The organism is Paenibacillus sp. OK003 (genome assembly GCF_900109515.1).
Taxonomy (GTDB): Bacteria; Bacillota; Bacilli; order Paenibacillales; family Paenibacillaceae; genus Paenibacillus; species Paenibacillus marchantiae.
Genome location: NZ_FOBD01000021.1, coordinates 23,550 through 42,394, shown reverse-complemented (window position 1 = coordinate 42,394; position 18,845 = coordinate 23,550). Strand labels below are relative to the sequence as shown.

Sequence of the window (18,845 nt, the reverse complement as noted above, 5' to 3'; positions counted from 1 at the left end):
ACAATAAGGGCAGTAAATGCTTTCCAGAAAAGGAGCTGCGTCTTTGTGTTCATCGATGTACTCAAATATGCCCTAATCGCCATCTTTGCCCTGGCCATGGTCTGTTCAGCTCTGAACAGCATTCGTTCGCGCCGGACCACTGATCCCATCGCCATAGGTCTTTATCGGTCATGGACCAACATCTGGATGGGCAGCATGCTGATTATTCTTGCCCTCATCCTGATGTTTGTGTTTACCGGTTCTACGCTATCCGTTGTTGTGGAAGCGCTATTTCTGATTATGGGAGCGTATAATTTATTTGCCGGATTGCGTAACCGCAGCTACTATGCTCGCCTTCAGCAGCATGCAGATGGTGGAGCTGGCAAGACATCCGGACAATCTGCCTGATGCATGTAGCCGGATGTCATGGCGCTCTGCCAAAAAGAGAGTACCCTCATCTATCGAACAAGCCTGAACCTCGTTAATTTCGGGGGTACAGTGCGCTATTTCGATAAGAGGATACTCTCTTTTTGTGAACTGATGATATTTTCCGAACGCAGAATTTCTCGCCCTTCTAGGCATGGTCAATGGATTGCAGAGTCATCACCGCTTTGCATACCACATTTCCATCACGGGTTATGACAATATCCATTTTGCAAGTCCGACGACTTGTCTCCAGAATAATGGGACGAACCAAAATCTGATCTTCAATCTGTACCGGACGAACAAAATACGTTGTTACATTATCCACAACATGGTCGTTACCTGTAACGTCCCAGGCGGCACGCCGTCCCGCCTGTGTCATCACATTCAGCAGAACGCCTTCCGAGATGGTACCAAGGTCTGTCGCCATCTGCGGAATGATAAATCCGTGGAAAAACAATTCGTTTTGTTCTCCACGCTCTTCCGCAAACCCGTTCCAGATCAGATGATCAAACGTCTCTCCAAGCTGTGGCTGCTTCTGTGCATCACGCATCGCCTGCAGCACTTCCTTACGGGTGACGGATGCAATCAGTTTACGGTTCCGATCCACAATCGGCAGAAAGTCAATGCCTTCCCACGTCATGATCTGTGCAGCCGAAGCTAGTGAGGTTTGCAGTGACGCTGTGATTGGGCGGCGTACAACACACTTTTCAATACTCTGATCCTCTTTTAACTCGCTCACATCTTTGAGACTTACAATACCGATAACCCGGTTCCATTCATCTACTACCGGGAAGCGGTGCTCTCCCGTTTCAGAAACCAGCAGGTGAAAATCCGCGGCTGAACTGGTCACCTTAAGCACCTGAAGGCGGGGTTTCTGACCGATGATATCCTCTACCAGCATAATCTTTTTCTTAATCAGTCGATCAAAGATCGCACGGTTAATCATTGAAGCCACTGTGAACGTATCATGTCGGGAGGAAATGATGGGCAGACCCAACTCATCAGCCATCACTCTCACTTCACGGCTTGTACCAAAGCCACCTGTAATTAATACACCAGCGCCCTGTTCGAGGGCAAGGGAGTGTGCATTGTCCCGGTTCCCGACAATCAACAGGCTTCCTGCATCAATGTAACGGGCCATAGCCTGCTCTTTCATCGCACCGATCACGTACTTGTGAAGCGGTTTGGCCAGACCGTCACTACCACCCAGCACATGACCTTCGACGATGGTTACTACATCGGCAAAAGTCAGCTGCTCGGTCATGCCGCGAGGTCTTTTCTCGATCCGCACTGTTCCAATTCGTTCCTTGGTCACGACCAGGCCGAAGTTCTCTGCCTCTTTTACCGCACGATATGCTGTCCCTTCACTTACGCCCAGCTCCCGCGCCAGTCCGCGCACCGATATTTTGCTGCCTACCTTCAGTTGTTCAATATGTTGAAGCAATTGTTCGTGCTTCGTCACGTTTTCTTCCTGTCCGTCCATCTGTACCACCCCCGAAGATGCATCTGTACTATTCTGTATCTATTATAACACGACCTTAGGAAAATAACCCCATTCCACGCACCTTTCTCCTAAATAACTTCGATACATTGATCCTGAATAATAGAAACAGCAAATAATGGGTACAAAAAAGACCGGTCCCTTTCATACCAAAGGGAATCCGGTCTTACTTAGACAGATAGAACCATCGCTAACACCATGTCATATGTGATCCAAACCTTATACAGATTTGCTCTGTTCCTGCTTGTCCACCAGTTTCATCTCCCACTGCCGCAGCTTTGCCCGCCGAACAGCTTCCAGTGCACGCTTCTTCTCTTCATCCACACCAAGAATAAAATGCAGATGTGCACCAATGATTAATAAGGAGAACAGCACCCATACGATGCCAAAAATATTAACCCAGTCCATTCCGCCAGCAAAGGAAATCCGCGGCAGCGCAATAACCAGCATCGACAACGCGATAACCAGATAGATCACATGTTTTGCTTTCTTTAACCTTTTCACCATTCACAGCTCCTTCGTTCTTGATCGACTCTATATGTCTAGTCTATGAACGATAAAGAGCTAATATGAGAGGTTCAGGCAAAAAAAACGGGACAAGGTTAGGTTTAGGCTTCAGCGCCACCGTACAGATGACCCAGGCTGTCTGCAATAATTTTGTTCACGTCTTCGATAATGACACTCAGGCGACGTTCAGCGTCAAACAGACGACGGATATTCAGGTTCAGGCTCAGTACTTCGAACAGTTTCTCCATTTTCTCCATCTCGTCCGGTGCAGGCATATCCCCACTCATCATACGTTGTTGCAATTCCATCTGTTGATCACGGAAATTATCCAGCATTGCCTTTGCTTCAGGGTCTGCTTCGATCAGCTTCATCGCAGAAGTAATTTCTTCCACCTCGCTGCTTTCTCTCAGTGCTTTGGCCAAATCATTGGCTTTGTCATAAATGTTCACTATTATTCCTCCTCAAATTGGGTTGTTCTTCTGTTATCCATTCGTATTCATTCGCATTCTCATCGCAACGTTCACCCGTGTTAATACACGTATTTCACTTCCGTCAAACAAAGGTTGCGGAAACATGCCATCCATTACCTGCCGAGCATCAAATACATTTAATCCAAATGGGTCAATCACCAAGGGTTATATGTCCTCATATGATGAAGCACATGCCATGTTCAGATGCCGTTCAACTTCGAGATCAGACATCAAGTTGCCGCCCGGAAGGAGATCCGTGATGTCCACTAAAAAAGTAACGATTCAGGTTACCGGCTCGGGCATCCTGCAGGACGACGTCATCATGCTGGGCGAAGGGGTGCTCAAGGCGCTTAAAATCCCTTCGGGAAGGCCGCTTCAGCTGCAATTCGGCTCTTTCCGCCGTGAGGTCACTGTCATCCCTGTTCCTAGGTATGACGGTCTGCGCATTAATCAGACGGTAGCCAGCAAGACCGGCCTTGTTCCCCGTTCGGTCCTGAGCATATCTTATCGTTCAGCCAGCCGTACGCTCCGCCTTGGACCTTACATCAGTGTATTGGTTAGCCAGGATTACCCCGATCAGCCCGATCGGCCCTTTGGCTCCATCACGATGTTCTGTCAAGAACTGGTGAACGCCTGCCGGAAGCAGGGCGCTTATGTATCCTTTTTCACACCGGAGGATATTGGAGCGGTAACGGGTTATATGAAAGGCTGGGTGTATGATGACGGCTGGAAAAAGACCGTTCTGCCTATAGCAGACGTCGTCAATAACCGGCTGACGTCCCGTAAGCTTGAGAACAAACCTAGCGTACAGCATTTTATGAAAGAAGTAAAATCGCTCTACGGTACACAAACCTTTAACGAAAAGTTTCTGGACAAAAATGAAGTATTCGATGCCTTGAAGTCCATTTCAACGCTGAAGAGAGTGCTGCCCGAATCCCATTTGCTCAAAGCCTCCGCCACACTCAAAACGATGTGCAATCGATATCCGGTTGTCTTTCTGAAGCCGGTTCGCGGGTCGCTTGGCAAAGGTATCATCCGGGTCTCCCGTCAAAACGACGGCAGCTTCCTCACCCTCGCTACAAGCGTTGGGGGGACCCGAAAACAAACGTATGCTTCTCTGGATAAACTGTATGCCAGTCTGTCCGGGAAAATGAAAACAACGCGCTACCAGATCCAACAGGGTCTTTCCCTGATTGATAACAGCGGCAGACCCGTAGATTTCCGTGCGCTTGTGCAAAAAAACCGTACGGGTAAATGGAGTGTCACTTCCATCGTCGCACGTATTGCAGGCGGCAGTCACTATGTATCCAACCTGGCACGTGGTGGAAGTCTCAGCACCGTCAAAGAAGCTGTAGCCAAAACCCAATTGTCCTCATCAGCCAAAGCTTCTGCGTATGCAGGATTGCATACGGCAGCGCTGGATATCGCCAAAGGCATTGAAGGTGCCATCCCCGCCCATTTCGGTGAACTCGGCATCGATCTCGCCTTGGACACCAGCGGAAGAGTCTGGCTGCTTGAAGTGAACTCCAAACCATCTAAGAACGATAATACGCCACTTAGCGAGAGCAAAATCCGGCCTTCGGTCAAAGCGATGCTGGAATACTCCTCCTATCTGGCCGGATTCTGAAGAGTCATCCATTAGAGGAGGTGCAGCGGTATGTTCCTGCAACATCAGACAAACACAGTAGCCATCCTGGTTCGGGCAACAGAAGGCTCGCCTCCTTTCGTGGATGAACTCTTCTGTCGTCGTCTCAGTTTGGAAAGCCATAAATATGGTCTGCATATCATTGTGCTTCCCGTATCGAATGAATCTAACGCATCCCGGCTCACTCAGGGTTATGCATATGATAGAGGACATTGGAGCGTCGTCTCTCTCCCTGCTGTGAACCTGATCATGGATCGTTGTCTGCTGCCGCTCCCCAGAGCGTTCAAACAGCAGCTCCAGGAACTTGTTCCCGCCAGTGGTGGTTATCATCGCCGTTATTGGTCTGGTTCATTGCCTGGTAAATGGAAGGTCCACCGAACCTTATCTGGAGATACAAAACTGCGTACCCTTCTTGCACCTACAGCATTGCTTCAGCCGGGTACCTCGTGGGAGGAATGGCTGAAGCGATGGCCCAAAGGTATTTTCTTCAAACCTGTATCGGGCACCCATGGTAAAGATACGTTTCGCCTTTATTCCAGTGATCCCCCCTCCTCTTGGACTATGGAGGGAAGAAATACACACAATGAATTGATTCAACGTACATTTAATCATCGGCAGGACGTAACTGCCTGGTTGGATTCAAGCAGGGCCGGAAAGAAGATGATGATACAGCCCTATCTGGAGCTGAGTCATCATGGACGACCGTTCGACATTAGGGCCTTGGTGCAAAAAAATGGGCAAGGGCGCTGGTCTCTAACCGGATGTATGGTACGGGAAGGACCGGCTGGCTCACTCACTTCGAATTTGCATGGAGGGGGGAAGGCGTATCCTGTGCATCCTTATCTGTTGGAGCGATACGGAAGCAATCGTACCAACGCTCTTGTGGAGACGATCAGGCAGGCTTCCGCACGCATCCCCACCCTGTTGGAAAACCGCTTCGGCAGGCTGGCCGAACTGGGTCTTGATTTCGGAGCAGATGTTCAGGGTCGCCTCTGGCTGCTTGAAGTGAATTCAAAACCGGGCCGATCCTCATTCGCAGAGGCGGGTGACACACGCATGCACGCCCTGACCTATTCCCGGCCACTTGCCTATGCCCGTTATTTGCTGCAACAACATGTTCTCACGGACGTGATACGTCCAATGAAAATGCCGAATACATCCAGCACAGCTGGCCTGAAACCCATCCCGATTCAAGGCGGCTGAGGCCCGCATGCCCGCTTGCCATGGAGCCGAAGGATCTTTTCAGGATAGGAGGATAAATCATGAGTTTGACCTTTTGCAATCTGCATTTCACACAGCAGCCGGATAAAGTGGTTTATATATCCAACGCATTGATGAAAAGCCTCAATCTATCCGGCAAAAAAACGATACATTTGCGGTTTGGCCGTGACCGGGTGCCCGCAACCATCAAACCCATCAAAAAGGCTGGTAAACATCTCTATCTCGCCTCGGGCATACGCAATCTGATGAACGTTCCGAAACGGGGCAGTATCTATCTCCGCAACCTGCAGAACGATGAAGTCCAACTGGGTCCACTGATTGGCGTGCTGTCTGATGGCCCTTCATCAGGCTCGAATCCGTTTGGCTCCCGTACCGGGTTTATCAAACAACTGCTCCGCGAAGGCAAACGCAAATCTTATATTTATGCGTTCACCCCAAGAGATATTAACTGGCAGAATGAAACGGTATCCGGTTTCTTCCTTAATGACAATGGGAGTTTCAGCCGTAAAACGGTGCCTCTGCCAGACGTCGTATACAACCGGTTGCCTAGCCGCCGCTCGGACTTTTCACCAGCAATCAACCAGTTGCGTGAGCGATTTGTCCGGCGCAAAATCCCGTTCTTTAACTGGAGCTTCTTCAACAAGTCGGACATCTATAAGTTACTTGAGAACGATCCTGCAGCCGGACGATATATTCCTGAATCCATCACTAATCCGACGGTAGAACAGATGAAAGAAATGCTGGAACGCCATCAATTTGTCTATTACAAACCAACAGCGGGAAGTCTGGGCAACGGCATCTACCGCTTGACCTATTCACCCAAACGTGGCTATTTCGCCCGTTATCGCAAAAAAGGCGGCAACGCCCTGCTGCGTTTTGGTTCATTCAACAGCCTCATGCGCATGCTTCAAGGCAGACATGGCAAACAGCTTCGCGGTTATGTTGTACAACAGGGTATCCGGCTTATTGAGATCGACGAATGTCCGATTGATTTCCGCTTTCACATGCATAAGAACGGGAACAATCATTGGGTGGTCGTTGGTATTGGCGCCAAGAAGGCTGGTCGAGGCAGCGTAACCACACATATCAAAAACGGCGGCTCCCTGATGACCCCTGAGCAGGCACTTAGCCGCAACTTTGGCGACCGAGCGGGAGAAGTGCTTCAGCATGCCAAATCCGTCGCTATTACACTGGCCCAGGCGATTGAAACCCAGCACCAGCATCTGATTGGTGAGATTGGCTTTGATCTGGGCATTGATCAGGAGGAACATGTATGGATGTTCGAAGCGAACGCCAAACCAGGGCGCTCCATTTTCCGCCACCCTTCTCTGCGGGTGGAAGGAAAATCGTCGGTGGAGCACATTTTGGAACATTGCCTGTATTTGAGCAAATTCCGGAAGAGAGACGGTATTTGATGAGCCTGCAGGATGATTTCAAACCCGTCATTGCCGTCCTGACCATGCATGATGAGCGAGGGATGTTCAGAGGAAACCATCAAAATTTCCTGGATATTGTGCAGACAGGGGAAAATATGGGTTTTGTGGTGTACGTCGTGACCGTGCGAGATTTGAACGTAAGCGGACCCACCGTAAAAGGATACACGTACAACAATGGGAGTGGAAAATGGACTTCACAGTCCTTCCCTCTTCCCCATGTTCTGTACAATCGGATTCCCAACCGGGAGGACGAACGCAAGCCTTCCGTACAGCGCAAAATTGAGGAGTGCATGCATTCCGGAATTGAACTATATAACCCGTTTTTCTTCAATAAATGGAATTTGTTCGAATGGCTCAAGAAATCTAAGTCTACCCAGCGCCTGATTCCCCATACCAGACGGATGCGAACGGCCTCCACTCTAGGGACGGTGCTGCGATCACATCCCTATCTATACTTGAAACCCGAAAGTGGCAAGGCCGGCAAAGGCATCATGATGCTCAAGTTCCAGGAAAAAGAACGCCTTCCTTACCGGCTTAAAATACAGAGCACCCGAAAGAGCACCACGTACAAAGCGGCAACACTCTCCAAGCTATGGGCAAGAATTCGCAAGGAGACTGGACACACACCCTATATCATGCAACAGGGTATTGAGCTGGCGTCGTCCCGCAAGCGTCCATTCGATCTACGGGTACTTGTGCAGAAAAACGGCAAAGGACAATGGAGCGTAACGGGAGTCGGAGCCCGGCTCGCAGGCTCCAGAAGTATTACGACCCACGTGCCGCGCGGAGGCAGTGTGGAGGACCCAGAGAAATTGCTCACTGATCTCTTCGGGGAAGAAATGTCGAATACACTGATGAAGCGGGTAAAATCCACTTCATTGTTGATTGCGAGACAAGTGGAAAGAGGCTCAGGGCATACCCTGGGTGAAATGTCCATGGATCTGGGCGTTGACGATATGGGCGAGATTTGGTTCTTCGAAGCGAATGCGAAGCCGATGAAGTTCGATGAACCGCAGATTCGGCGGAGGTCATTAGAACGTATTTTTCAGTACAGCGCCTACCTTGCCCGTCAGTCTAAACGATGATGAACAGGAATAACAGCTAAAGAAGGTGATTGTTTGTGTCCTCACCTGTTCTGGGCATTATGACGTTGTACTTAAATGAACATCGCGCTCTGGAAGAACGGAGCATATACCGCAGAATGATCCTTGAAGGGCGCAAGCGGGGACTCGATATTTATGTGTTCACACCTGCCGATGTACATCCAGGAGGCAAACAGATTGAGGCCATGGTCTTTCATTCGGAAAAAGGCTGGTCCCGGGAATGGCGTTCATTCCCGGATATCATCTTCGACCGCTGCCGCATACAGCGCAATCGCAGATTTCAGCAATTGCTTTCCTTTCGGCAAAAGTATGGTCACTTGCTCTTTCTCAACCGTCCGTTGCGTAATAAGTGGACCATCCATCAGACACTCTCCGCGAAGACAGCCTTTCGCGAGCATTTGCCCGACACTCTTCTGTATCAGGATATGTCCGACGTCAACAAAATGCTGAAGGCCTCCTCGCTGATCTATCTGAAGCCCATTAATGGAACCGGAGGGCGCGGAATTCTACGCATAGAGCGTAGCAGCGAGGCCAATACGGTTCTTGTCCAAGGACGGGACCAGAAGCGCCGGATCATCACCCCGCGCAAAGTCCATCTATCACGACTGGGTTCACTGCTCCAGAACTGGAATATGAAAGACAAATACCTTGTGCAGCAGGGTATTCAACTCCAGCTTCCGAACGGCCGTGTTCATGATTATCGAATGCTGGTTCAGAAGAACGGTGAAGGACAGTGGGAATTAACTGGATGTGCAGGACGGATGGGCGCGAAGAAAAGTGTTACCTCCAATCTGCATGGCGGTGGTCAGGCCGTAGCGATGCACAAACTGATGAAACAATGGATCACGGATGAGAAGCAGCGAGTAGAAATTAACGCAACGGCCGAAAAATTCGGAATTGATGTAGCCACGTTTCTGGAAAATACCTATGGAAACTTGTGTGAACTCGCTCTGGATTTGGCGATCGACAAAAGCGGGCACATCTATCTGCTTGAAGTGAATCCAAAACCTGCGCGTGAAGTGTTCGCCCGCATTGGTGAGAAAGATATTTATTCCAAGGCAATCACCCAACCACTGGAGTACGCCTTGTGGGTGTATCGCAACCATGCGAATGCAACTCATCCGCCTCGTGGAGTAAAGGTAACTAAACCGGTCAAACGCGTAAAAGGTAAATCTCCCATCCTTAAAAGGACCAGAAAATCCCGGTCGTGACCGTCAGGCTAACTGGGTAAAGAACCGAATGCTCCTTGAACCAAAAAAACCTACCGCTCCAGCGTCCGAATGGACTTGGGGTGGTAGGTTTTATTCTACTCGGCTTCCCGATACAACCGAAGCAGTTCCGTAAAATCAGAGATCAGTACATCTGATCCTGCCAGTTCTTCATCCCGACCGAACCCTGCATAGGCACAGCCGATAACGGTCTGGTTGTTCATTTTGCCTGCTTCCACATCCGAAGAGCGATCCCCTACCATCCATGCATCCTGAATCCGATGCTTCTCAAGCAGGATCTGAACCAAGTTAACTTTGGAAGGGGTCTTGTACTGTCCTGCACTATACACGCCTTCAAAGAGCGGCATGATCTCATGGGCAAAGGCCACGCCTTTGACATAGTCCTCCAGCCCGTTGCTGGCGACAAATAACCGTACGCCCTGTTCTTTCAACGCTTCCAGCGTCTCTTTTACTTGTGGGTACAGCTGCGAGCTTCCCCCATCCAGCCCTTCAATCTCCAACTGAAGCAGCAGCTCGTCTGCACGTCGATGGGCCGCAACTGAAGCTTCGGGCATAACCACTTTCCATATATCTTCTAACAACATTCCCAGGCTTCCCAGCATTCGTTCTTCAGGAGGAGTCTCTCCTTCAAAATACCCTTCGGCCCGCAATGTATCAAACAGCTGATGATAGGCTGGCAACAACAGAGTTTCCGTCTGAAACAACGTACCATCCATATCAAAAATCATTGCTTCCGGTTTACGCAATACCGTCTCTTTTGTCATGTCCAATGTTCCTTTCGGATTGGGATATGTATTCGGAATCGTTCCCCTTCCATGATAAACATAAACGTTTCGCAGTGTAAACCGCGCAATGTAAAACATCTGTATCTTCAACGTCATACAATATCCACAAACGTTATACATAAATTAATCAAACTATGTACATTCAAACTTTCTTTAAGTATAATACTGAAATTAGTTCTTTAGACACCACACCTAAAGGACTAAACTAGCTATCATTCAAGTTTTTTCGACAAATACATATACCCCAAGGAGAGGGATCACAAACATGAAAAAGCACAGGACCTTCAAAATTTTTTATAAGATTGGCTTTGGCTATTTGCTCGTACTCGCGGTACTAGCTGGCTCTATTTTATTAATTCAGAACAGCATCAGCCAGTTGCAGCGAGAACTTGACTTTCTGGTGGATCATGATATGAAGGTACATGATCTCACCTATGAGATCGAAAATATGATGGTGAACATGGAGACAGGACAACGAGGCTATGTAATTACAGGACAAGAAAACTACCTGGACCCTTATAACACAGGCGTTCAACAGAAGAATGTACTCAAGGATCAACTGGCAGTGCTTGTCTCGGATAACCCGTCACAGCAGGCACTTCTTGAAGAAATTTCAACTAAAATGGATGACTGGATTCAAGTCGCTGGCGAGCCGGTTATTGCACTTCGAAAAGCGAATGATATAGAGGCAATCCGGCAATTTTTTGCGGAAGACCCCGGCAAGAAGGATATGGATGAGATTCGTGGTCTCTTGAATACATTTCGCACCAATGAGCTGACGTTGACTGAAAATCGCACTGAAGCGCTGAAGCAAAAGAACAAAATTTTGAACTGGGAACTGTACGGAGCGCTTATCGGTGTGGCCTTGATCTCGATCTTTGCAGCCCTGATTCTATCCCGTTCCATTGTTAAAAACATTCGTACAGTAATCCGCGCGCTGAATGACATAGGCTCCTCCAATGGCGATCTGACACTGCGCATTGCCACACCGATGAAGGATGAAACGCGGGAACTTGCGGAGGCAGCCAATATGATGCTCCTTGGTTTGCAGCAGATGATGCTGGACGTGCAAAGCAACGCTACCACCCTGAATGCCGCATCTGACCGGCTGGATAAAGGCGTGTCCGACAGTCATCTGGCTGGAAAAGAGGTTGCCGCAGCCATGGAACGTGTGGCCGAAGGCGCAGATGAGCAGGTTGCTCTTACTCAAACCATGGTCGCTGCGATGGAACAATCCCTGACCGGACTCAACCGGGTTGCCGGCTCCGCATCGGAGGCTGCTGAACGCGCTGTACGCACAGAGTCCATTGCACTCGATGGACAGCAGCGAATTAATAATGCGGTTGGCAAAATGGGGACCATCGAACAATCCTTCCTGTCTGTTCAGGGAGCCATTCATGAAATATCCAAAATGTCCGATCAGGTCATCAACATTGCCGATTCCATGTCAGGCATTGCAAGACAAACGAATCTGCTCGCGCTTAATGCCGGAATTGAAGCGGCGCGTGCAGGGGAGAATGGACGCGGATTCGCTGTAGTCGCTGGAGAAATTCGGAATCTGGCAGATCAAAGCGCCACCTCTGCCAAAGAAATTACAAGCATTCTGGAGACGGTCGTAGCTGGTATACAGAGCACCGTTCATGAAGTCGAAGGCAGTACACAGCATGTCAGCGAAGGCTTGCAAACGATTGAAGATGCGGGCCAAGCCTTTGCGAATATTACGTTGCACATTCAAGATCTCAGCGCTGAGATGCTGGATGTATCCGCTGTGGTTGAAGAGCTCACCTCAGGCAGTGAAGCGGTAATGACATCCATTAACGAAGTATCTGCCGTTGTAGAGGACACCGCATCTGCCACGGAGGAAGTATCGGCTATGACCGAGGAGCAGCTTGCGTCCTTACAGGAAATGGCGGAAACGTCCAAGCAATTGAACGATATGTCAGATGCGCTCGATCAATTGGTTAACCGCTTTAAGCTGTCTTGACCCTATGGATCAGATCCGAATAACACAAAGAAGCAGAGCCTGCTCCATGAGGATCTGCTTCTTTTTTTGTATAAGGAAAGAAAATTTAACATGACTCCGCTTCTAGCTTAGTACTTCTCTGGGATCAGGATTGATCCGGATTACGAAGTGCTTCCAGGACAACCTGAGCCTGATAGCCATCGTTGAAGTCGTATATTTTGGCAGGCTCGCCTTGAATACGGGCAATAACATGTTTAAGTACAGGCAGCTGGCTTAAGGATTCATCAACTTCAACGGGAACAAGCGGCCCTCCGATGCGTCCACTCCATAGTTGATCCCAGTTTTCCAAAGCAATGGACCCTTCTGTACCGTAAACCACCATAGATACACGCTCTTCACCTGCAAAATGAGCAATCCCATTTAAATGAATTCGGGTTCCATCCTTCAGCTCCATGGCAGCCTGAACTTCATGTTCACATTCACCTGTATTTTCAGGAAATTGAACCTGACTGTGAATCACCCGGATAGCACCAAACACATTTTGGATCATATGAATCCAGTGGATTCCCACTTCAAGAATAAATCCGCCCTGCTCGCGGCTGGTAATCCAGGCATTTTGCTGCCAGGCTCGTGGCCACTGAGGAAATTGCAGAATCAGATCGATTTTGCGAATCTCGCCAATTGTTTCCTGACGGATCAACTCCTGCAACTTCACTACAGATGGTTCATGCGGCATGGAGAAATGGATTGCGTGTACTACACCGGCCTTCTCGGCTGCCTCCAGCATTGCTTTGGCTTCCTCCACGCTGTTTGCCAGTGGCTTCTCACAGAATACATGAATCTTGCGCTTTAGTGCCTCCATAACGACAGGGTAATGATATTTAGGCGGAACTGCAATGTACAGCAAATTAACCGGATGTGTATCGAGCAATTGCTTGAAATCCGTATACGTCTTCGTCTCAGGATGAGATGAAGCAAATGATGTCAAATTTTCCTCACTGGAGTCGCACACCGCTACAATTTCTACTTTTTCGGATAGTTCTGCCTGTGTTGTCTGATGTATCATATGTATTCCCATTTTGCCCAGTCCAATTACGGCCATTTTTATCGTTTTCATTCAACTCACTCCCATCAAATTTCAGTATAACAGAAAGCTTAACATTGCCAATCCTTGAACGGATGGGAAATGGAAAGCACAAGATCCTAATTTAACCTACATAAAATAAATCCATCACATTCTATTATAATTTACATTTTATTTCATAAATTATGTTTATAGGTAATTTTCAGCAGGAATATATGACCAATTTATTTCCTCATATGGGACAGGACATTAAGCGTTTCCAACCTAAGAATCAGGAATTTATACTCATAAAATGAGTTGACAAAAAACCACAAAAAAAGCTACTCTTCCTATTAACAAGGATTTATTTCCTTTTACAACCTTAGACAACGACATACACTCCAAAAATGGAACTTGACCTGTGGGTCCAAAAACCTATTTTGTGAAGCGAGGTGTCCCGCATGAGAACAGTTGCGGACTATTTGGCAGAAGCTCTGCGTAATTTAGGCGTTACTCATGTCTTTGGTATTATCGGAAAATCCATCTGTCCTGCTGTCCTGAAAATGGTCGATTACGGTTTGGAATTCATTCCAGGTCGTCATGAATCCAGTTCAGGATTTGCCGCATCGGGTTATGCCCTCCAAACAGGGAAACTGGGTGTGGCCTTCGCTACTTCTGGTCCGGGCGGAACCAACTTGCTCACCGCCGCAGCCCATGCCAAAGCCAATAACTTGCCTGTCCTGTTTATTACCGGTCATCAATCCATTCAGGAATTGGGGTTTCCGCAATGTCAGGATTCCTCTTCCTACTTAGCCGATCTGGCGGAGATGTTCCGTCCTGCGACACTGTTCAGCAAGCTGGTGGAGCGCGGCGATCATTTCAGCACCATTTTGAATCATGCCCTTTCCATTGCACTCGGTCCCAACAAAGGACCCGTCCATCTCTGTCTTCCGTTTGATGTACAAACCGAACAGCTCGCTGACTTCCGGGTTGTCATCCCGGAGCCTGAACCCCTGATTAGCGTATCCAACCTGAATCGTATCCTCCCCTTACTTCAACAGTCCAGTCATCCTTTAATTATTGCAGGCAAAGGTGTCAATCGTGCTAGAGCTCATGTTGAATTGCTCCATTTTGCCGAACATTTTAATATTCCTGTCATCACTTCTCCTGGAGGAAAAGGTGCCATCGCCTGGGATCATCCCCTATACCATGGGCCTTGCGGTGTTGGCGGCGTCCCACATGCAGATGAACTGCTCAATCAAAGTGATCTCTATATCGTACTCGGTTCACGTCTCAGTGATATGACAATTTGTAATTTGAAGCCTGAAAACCACCCTGCACATCTGATTCAATTCGACGCTGATCCTACATTCGTTGGTAAAATACTTCACGCACAAACCTTACATATCACCGGCGATTTGAAGGATAATCTGCAGTTTTTGCTCGGTACACTGACAGAACAACCTGCTGTTCCATCAGAGACGACAACTGTGGATTACACCGTACCTCTACCTGATCTTCCGAACCTGTCCCTGGCTTCTGTCCTGGAAGAAATGAGTGAACTGCTTCCATATGATCATAAGCTGTTTGTGGATGATGGCAGTCATGGTTTTCATGCGGTTCAACGATATAAAGTCAAGAAACCCGGCAGCTTTGTATTTGACGCCTACTTTGCCTGCATGGGCAATGCCATTGGTATGGCTATTGGGGCAAAGACTGCTGCACCGGAAGAAACAATTCTATGCATTACCGGTGACGGGTGCTTCATGATGCTTGGAACCGAAATTAACACCGCTGTATGCAATAATCTGCCAGTCATCTTCATCGTCGTAAACAATAAACAGCTGGATATGGCACTAAAAGGCATGGAAAAAACAACAGGCCGAATCGATGGCACCTTGTACGAGGTTCCCGTGGATGCGGCAAAGTTTGCCGCATCGCTTGGTGCGGTTGCTTTTCGGGCAGAAACACGGGCCGAATTCACCTCGGCTCTCCAGACCGCGCAGCAGCTGAATCAGGTTACCGTCATTGAGCTTCTTACCGATCGCGACGAAATTCCACCCACGGCTCACCGTACCGTGACTTTGAACTAGGAGGAACATAGATGAGTGAACAAGTGACTCAAGGATTGGAGCGTTTTGCAAAGCTTTCCGGTGAATATGGCGCAAAAGCACTGACACCGATTAAGGATCAGTTCCCAGAGCTCGCCGAGTTTATCATGGGAACGGCTTACGGGGATATTTTTCAGCGTACAACCATTACCGATCAATGGAAGGAAGTTGCGATTATTTCCTCACTGATTTCCATGGGACAATATGAGCAGCTGGGAGTTCATTATGCAATGGCACTCAGCGTCGGTGTAACCGTGGATCAGCTCAAAGGAATTCTGCTGCATCTGGCACCGTGTGTTGGTGCTCCACGGATCATCAGTGCATTTAATATATTGCTCGCTACACTGGATGAAATCCAATAATTCAATCTTCTACATTTTTATACACGATTCGACTTTTTTATTGATCTTATTACATCTCTACCTTTATAATATGGTTAAATTATCCTTCCAATCCGCCTACATCTCAGATGCAGTCAACGAGGGCCTCAAGGCCTATGTCTTGGTTAGCGGGATAGCCTTAACTCATTTAAAGGAGAGAGAACAATCATGGGAAGTTTTATACTGAATACTGACGTTCCGAACAAGGTGTTAAACATTGAACTGGAGGGCTCTTTCTCTCAAGAAGACGGTTTACGTTCCATTTCGGCATATCAGGACACGATCGGTTCGATTAACACCAAGGAGTATCAGCTTAACATTGATTGCAAAAAGTTGAATGTTACCGCTCCAGAAATTGTGCCTCTTCTCGAGGGCTGCCTGCAGATGTTCAAAAAAGATGAATATAAAAAAGTGGTGTTGACGCTTGAGAATAATGCCATTCTGAAAATGCAGCTGTCCCGTCTCGGACGGTCTGTCGGACTGGATAATCTTGAGATCATCTCCACGGTTACGACCTAATTAACCAGGCGGACAAGCTGAGGGTTCACCCATCCGCTCAGGAGGAGAATGAAGATGACTGGAATTCGTATTGTAGATATCGATATCTATCATCCAACGAACAAGGTGGACAATGACTTTTACATTGAACATTTTGATGCAAGAGGTGTAGATATTCGGGGATTGTTAAAGGCACTTGGGCGTGATACACGTTACAAAATTGACAACGATGATGAAAACTCACTAAGCATGGCCTTTGAGGCCGCCAGTAATCTGCTCGAAAAGACCGGACTCACTGGTGCCGATATCGATCTGATTGCTTATGCAAGTCAAACGCCGGAATACATCTTTCCTACGAATTCCTTAATGATTCATCGCCTGATTAACGGGGCATCCCATACGATCTGCATTGACAGCAATGCCAACTGTGCGGGTATGACCGCAGCCTTTGAACAAGTTAGCCGCCAGATGCTGGCCAATCCCAGAATTCGTCGGGCTTTGATTATCGGCTCGGATTACATCGCTCCTCACGCCAGTCCAGACGATCCTGTATACTTCGCAAACTTTGGGGACGCAGCAGCGGCTGTCCTTATTGAACGGGACGAGCAGGCTGTCGGTTTTATTGACTCGATCTATCAGACCGATACCTGTGTATATGGCAATTCCCTCTTCCCGGCACAAGGTCTTGCAAAACTGGGCCAAACCGGCGTTGACGCAGGTGCCTTTCATGTAAAATTCATACCGTTTGATGATTCCATCTGTGTAGGTGCTGCCTCTGAATCGATTCGCACGTTGCTGAGTCGTAACGAGATCGGAGCAGACGAGATCAAAGCCGCTTGTTTCTCCCAATTATCCATTAGCAATATACGTGCTGTATCCGAGAACATTGGCATCAGCGAAGATATTGCCGTCTACATCGGAGACGAGTTCGGGTACACCTCAACCAGCAGTCCGTTTATTGCATTGCATCGAGCCATCACATCCGGCCAAATTCAGCGTGGGGATAAAGTGCTGTTCTGGACCGTCGGCGCTGGGTGGCAAAATGTTGCCATGGTCGTTGAATACTGAGAGCTTGGTACGCTAAATCCAAAAAAAGCAGGGCAGAACCCTTTTAATCTAAAAAAAGGGTTGCCTTGCTTTTTTATTATTTTATATGTTGTCCTCTTCAGAAAATCTTCTTCGTCTCCCGATCATCCTTCAGAATCTCTACGGCCTCACGAAAACGCAAGGAATGCACAATCTCCCGTTCCCTCAGAAACTTGAGACTGTCCTGTAGATCCACGTCATCCGTCAGATCGATCAACCACTGATATGTAGCCCGAGCCTTCTCTTCCGCTGCAATATCCTCGTACAAATCCGCGATAGGATCTCCCTTCGAGGCAATATAGGCTGCTGTAAATGGTACACCCGAAGAATTCGTATAGAACAACGCAGAATCACGCTGTGCATAGTTTGGCCCAAGACCTGCTTCTTCCAGCTGCTGCACCGATGCATCCTTCGTTAACTTGTAGATCATGGTGGCAATCATCTCGAGATGAGCAAATTCCTCCGTGCCTATATCATTCAACAGCCCGATAATCTTGTCCGGAATCGTATACCGCTGGTTCAAATACCGTAGAGCTGCCGCCAGTTCTCCATCTGCGCCTCCATACTGTTCCGCCAGCAATTTCGCCATATGAGGATCACATTTGCTGACCCGAACGGGATATTGCAATTTTTTCTCATACACCCACATGCAGACACCTCCTTTTTGAATTCAAATCCAACCTGTTACGATCCTCGAGCTCCCGGCCTGGAATGACTGCAAGGAAACCCGAGGCTGTTATTTCACACTTGCCAAGGCCATGGTGTTTGGGACCATTCCCACGGATACTTGGAGAACGCATGCCCAAAGTTCATCAACGGTCCGTACAATTGTTGAAACTCATGTGCTACCCTCATCCGCTCCTGGCTGAATTTGTTGTATTGCTCAATGCTCTGATAGTCGCCCGGGTGGGTGTCCAGATACAGATTCAGCTCAACCAATACAAAATCCAGGGCCTGAAGTTCTTCCAGCAACTCATAGTATTTTGCATCACAGGCTTTGGGCGCTTCAGGTTCCATCTGATTCCACCTTCCTTCCCTTCGAGCTCGCAGGTGTATAAGGACTGTATAAAGCAGGCCACAACGTTCCAATTCTTAGGGCTTCTGCGGGACTGTACTGCGGCCAGCCCATCGGCTGAAATGGGATAAATAATTGCGGAGGAACCAGGTACGTCCGAATCGTCTTCGGTGGACATGGATCAAACGGCCCCACAAAAGGGGCGTAAGCACGAAGCTGCGGATCTGTCACAGAACAACGCCTCCTTCATCACTGATTTGGTACATTCTACATCGCAACATTACAAGCTTTCATTTCCCGTCTCTATAACCATATGTCGTTGTCCCCAAGTTCATCCCATATTTAATGAAACGCAAAAAAAGACCCTCGAACGACTCACCCCGCTGGGCAGTCTCCGAAGGTCACTTCAATGGATATGGCGGCCTTA

At 48.3% G+C, this 18,845-nt stretch carries 19 protein-coding genes; 11 read left to right on the top strand and 8 right to left on the bottom strand.

All coding sequences use genetic code 11. The annotated features are described in order from the left end of the window. Positions 1 to 45 precede the first annotated feature (45 nt). Positions 46 to 387, top strand: a complete 342-nt coding sequence (locus BMW94_RS25675; RefSeq protein WP_175480853.1) for a YtpI family protein — start codon at positions 46 to 48, stop codon at positions 385 to 387. 166 nt (positions 388 to 553) lie between these two features. Here BMW94_RS25675 and BMW94_RS25670 read toward each other — a convergent pair whose 3' ends face one another. From BMW94_RS25670 to BMW94_RS25660, 3 genes are all read right to left on the bottom strand, one after another. Next, positions 554 to 1,888 (bottom strand): DRTGG domain-containing protein, encoded by a 1,335-nt coding sequence (locus tag BMW94_RS25670; protein ID WP_091001605.1) that lies wholly within the window; start codon positions 1,886 to 1,888, stop codon positions 554 to 556. A gap of 237 nt (positions 1,889 to 2,125) precedes the next feature. Further along, the gene (locus BMW94_RS25665; RefSeq protein ID WP_090808856.1) at positions 2,126 to 2,410 is read right to left on the bottom strand and encodes a hypothetical protein; all 285 of its coding nucleotides are present in this window, start codon (positions 2,408 to 2,410) and stop codon (positions 2,126 to 2,128) included. Positions 2,411 to 2,514: 104 nt separating this feature from the next. Next, positions 2,515 to 2,862, bottom strand: coding sequence for a YlbF/YmcA family competence regulator (locus tag BMW94_RS25660; RefSeq protein ID WP_076289793.1), 348 nt, complete (start codon positions 2,860 to 2,862; stop codon positions 2,515 to 2,517). Positions 2,863 to 3,142: 280 nt separating this feature from the next. Between BMW94_RS25660 and BMW94_RS25655 the strand changes: the two genes are divergently transcribed. Genes BMW94_RS25655 through BMW94_RS25635 form a run of 5 tightly spaced genes read left to right on the top strand, consistent with a single transcriptional unit; the run spans position 3,143 to position 9,499 of the window. Continuing rightward, positions 3,143 to 4,510, top strand: coding sequence for a YheC/YheD family endospore coat-associated protein (locus BMW94_RS25655; RefSeq protein ID WP_091001604.1), 1,368 nt, complete (start codon positions 3,143 to 3,145; stop codon positions 4,508 to 4,510). Between the two features lie 30 nt (positions 4,511 to 4,540). Beyond that, entirely contained in the window at positions 4,541 to 5,731 is a 1,191-nt protein-coding gene (locus BMW94_RS25650) for a YheC/YheD family endospore coat-associated protein (RefSeq protein ID WP_091001603.1), read from the top strand. Positions 5,732 to 5,790: 59 nt separating this feature from the next. Next, positions 5,791 to 7,164 (top strand): YheC/YheD family endospore coat-associated protein, encoded by a 1,374-nt coding sequence (locus BMW94_RS25645; protein ID WP_091001602.1) that lies wholly within the window; start codon positions 5,791 to 5,793, stop codon positions 7,162 to 7,164. Beyond that, positions 7,164 to 8,270, top strand: a complete 1,107-nt coding sequence (locus BMW94_RS25640; protein ID WP_091001601.1) for a YheC/YheD family endospore coat-associated protein — start codon at positions 7,164 to 7,166, stop codon at positions 8,268 to 8,270. Before BMW94_RS25645 ends, BMW94_RS25640 begins: the two co-directional genes overlap by 1 nt. A gap of 35 nt (positions 8,271 to 8,305) precedes the next feature. Then, positions 8,306 to 9,499 carry a YheC/YheD family endospore coat-associated protein gene (locus BMW94_RS25635; RefSeq protein ID WP_091001600.1) on the top strand — a complete coding sequence of 398 codons (1,194 nt, stop codon included), beginning with the start codon at positions 8,306 to 8,308 and terminating at the stop codon, positions 9,497 to 9,499. Positions 9,500 to 9,594: 95 nt separating this feature from the next. On the opposite strand, the gene BMW94_RS25630 is transcribed toward BMW94_RS25635, so the two are convergent. Then, positions 9,595 to 10,281, bottom strand: coding sequence for an HAD hydrolase-like protein (locus BMW94_RS25630; RefSeq protein ID WP_091001635.1), 687 nt, complete (start codon positions 10,279 to 10,281; stop codon positions 9,595 to 9,597). A 286-nt stretch (positions 10,282 to 10,567) separates the two neighbouring features. On the opposite strand from BMW94_RS25630, the gene BMW94_RS25625 reads away from it, so the two are divergent. Further along, a complete protein-coding gene (locus tag BMW94_RS25625; protein ID WP_091001599.1) occupies positions 10,568 to 12,286 on the top strand; it encodes a methyl-accepting chemotaxis protein in 1,719 nt (572 codons plus the stop codon). A gap of 124 nt (positions 12,287 to 12,410) precedes the next feature. On the opposite strand, the gene BMW94_RS25620 is transcribed toward BMW94_RS25625, so the two are convergent. Continuing rightward, positions 12,411 to 13,382 carry a Gfo/Idh/MocA family protein gene (locus tag BMW94_RS25620; RefSeq protein WP_091001598.1) on the bottom strand — a complete coding sequence of 324 codons (972 nt, stop codon included), beginning with the start codon at positions 13,380 to 13,382 and terminating at the stop codon, positions 12,411 to 12,413. A 407-nt stretch (positions 13,383 to 13,789) separates the two neighbouring features. Between BMW94_RS25620 and BMW94_RS25615 the strand changes: the two genes are divergently transcribed. From BMW94_RS25615 to BMW94_RS25600, 4 genes are all read left to right on the top strand, one after another. Continuing rightward, on the top strand, positions 13,790 to 15,421 hold the full coding sequence (locus tag BMW94_RS25615) for a thiamine pyrophosphate-binding protein (RefSeq protein WP_091001597.1): 1,632 nt from the start codon (positions 13,790 to 13,792) through the stop codon (positions 15,419 to 15,421). Positions 15,422 to 15,432: 11 nt separating this feature from the next. After that, complete coding sequence (locus BMW94_RS25610; RefSeq protein WP_091001596.1) at positions 15,433 to 15,801, top strand: carboxymuconolactone decarboxylase family protein; 369 nt, start codon at positions 15,433 to 15,435, stop codon at positions 15,799 to 15,801. Positions 15,802 to 15,987: 186 nt separating this feature from the next. After that, complete coding sequence (locus tag BMW94_RS25605; protein WP_091001595.1) at positions 15,988 to 16,338, top strand: hypothetical protein; 351 nt, start codon at positions 15,988 to 15,990, stop codon at positions 16,336 to 16,338. Between the two features lie 54 nt (positions 16,339 to 16,392). Beyond that, positions 16,393 to 17,385: a 3-oxoacyl-[acyl-carrier-protein] synthase III C-terminal domain-containing protein gene (locus tag BMW94_RS25600; protein WP_091001594.1), complete on the top strand. Its 993-nt coding sequence runs from the start codon at positions 16,393 to 16,395 to the stop codon at positions 17,383 to 17,385. 97 nt (positions 17,386 to 17,482) lie between these two features. On the opposite strand, the gene BMW94_RS25595 is transcribed toward BMW94_RS25600, so the two are convergent. From BMW94_RS25595 to BMW94_RS25585, 3 genes are all read right to left on the bottom strand, one after another. Next, entirely contained in the window at positions 17,483 to 18,052 is a 570-nt protein-coding gene (locus tag BMW94_RS25595) for a manganese catalase family protein (RefSeq protein ID WP_091001593.1), read from the bottom strand. A gap of 92 nt (positions 18,053 to 18,144) precedes the next feature. Next, positions 18,145 to 18,420 (bottom strand): spore coat protein CotJB, encoded by a 276-nt coding sequence (locus BMW94_RS25590; RefSeq protein WP_063564297.1) that lies wholly within the window; start codon positions 18,418 to 18,420, stop codon positions 18,145 to 18,147. Beyond that, the gene (locus BMW94_RS25585) at positions 18,410 to 18,649 is read right to left on the bottom strand and encodes a spore coat associated protein CotJA (RefSeq protein ID WP_091001592.1); all 240 of its coding nucleotides are present in this window, start codon (positions 18,647 to 18,649) and stop codon (positions 18,410 to 18,412) included. The genes BMW94_RS25590 and BMW94_RS25585 overlap by 11 nt, the downstream gene beginning before the upstream one ends. Positions 18,650 to 18,845: the final 196 nt, after the last annotated feature.

Coding starts and splice junctions, on each gene's coding strand:
- BMW94_RS25670 (WP_091001605.1), bottom strand. CDS start 1,888: ATGGACGGACAGGAAGAAAACGTGACGAAGCACGAACAATTGCTTCAA.
- BMW94_RS25655 (WP_091001604.1), top strand. CDS start 3,143: ATGTCCACTAAAAAAGTAACGATTCAGGTTACCGGCTCGGGCATCCTG.
- BMW94_RS25650 (WP_091001603.1), top strand. CDS start 4,541: ATGTTCCTGCAACATCAGACAAACACAGTAGCCATCCTGGTTCGGGCA.
- BMW94_RS25645 (WP_091001602.1), top strand. CDS start 5,791: ATGAGTTTGACCTTTTGCAATCTGCATTTCACACAGCAGCCGGATAAA.
- BMW94_RS25640 (WP_091001601.1), top strand. CDS start 7,164: ATGAGCCTGCAGGATGATTTCAAACCCGTCATTGCCGTCCTGACCATG.
- BMW94_RS25630 (WP_091001635.1), bottom strand. CDS start 10,281: ATGACAAAAGAGACGGTATTGCGTAAACCGGAAGCAATGATTTTTGAT.
- BMW94_RS25625 (WP_091001599.1), top strand. CDS start 10,568: ATGAAAAAGCACAGGACCTTCAAAATTTTTTATAAGATTGGCTTTGGC.
- BMW94_RS25620 (WP_091001598.1), bottom strand. CDS start 13,382: ATGAAAACGATAAAAATGGCCGTAATTGGACTGGGCAAAATGGGAATA.
- BMW94_RS25615 (WP_091001597.1), top strand. CDS start 13,790: ATGAGAACAGTTGCGGACTATTTGGCAGAAGCTCTGCGTAATTTAGGC.
- BMW94_RS25610 (WP_091001596.1), top strand. CDS start 15,433: ATGAGTGAACAAGTGACTCAAGGATTGGAGCGTTTTGCAAAGCTTTCC.
- BMW94_RS25605 (WP_091001595.1), top strand. CDS start 15,988: ATGGGAAGTTTTATACTGAATACTGACGTTCCGAACAAGGTGTTAAAC.
- BMW94_RS25600 (WP_091001594.1), top strand. CDS start 16,393: ATGACTGGAATTCGTATTGTAGATATCGATATCTATCATCCAACGAAC.
- BMW94_RS25595 (WP_091001593.1), bottom strand. CDS start 18,052: ATGTGGGTGTATGAGAAAAAATTGCAATATCCCGTTCGGGTCAGCAAA.
- BMW94_RS25590 (WP_063564297.1), bottom strand. CDS start 18,420: ATGGAACCTGAAGCGCCCAAAGCCTGTGATGCAAAATACTATGAGTTG.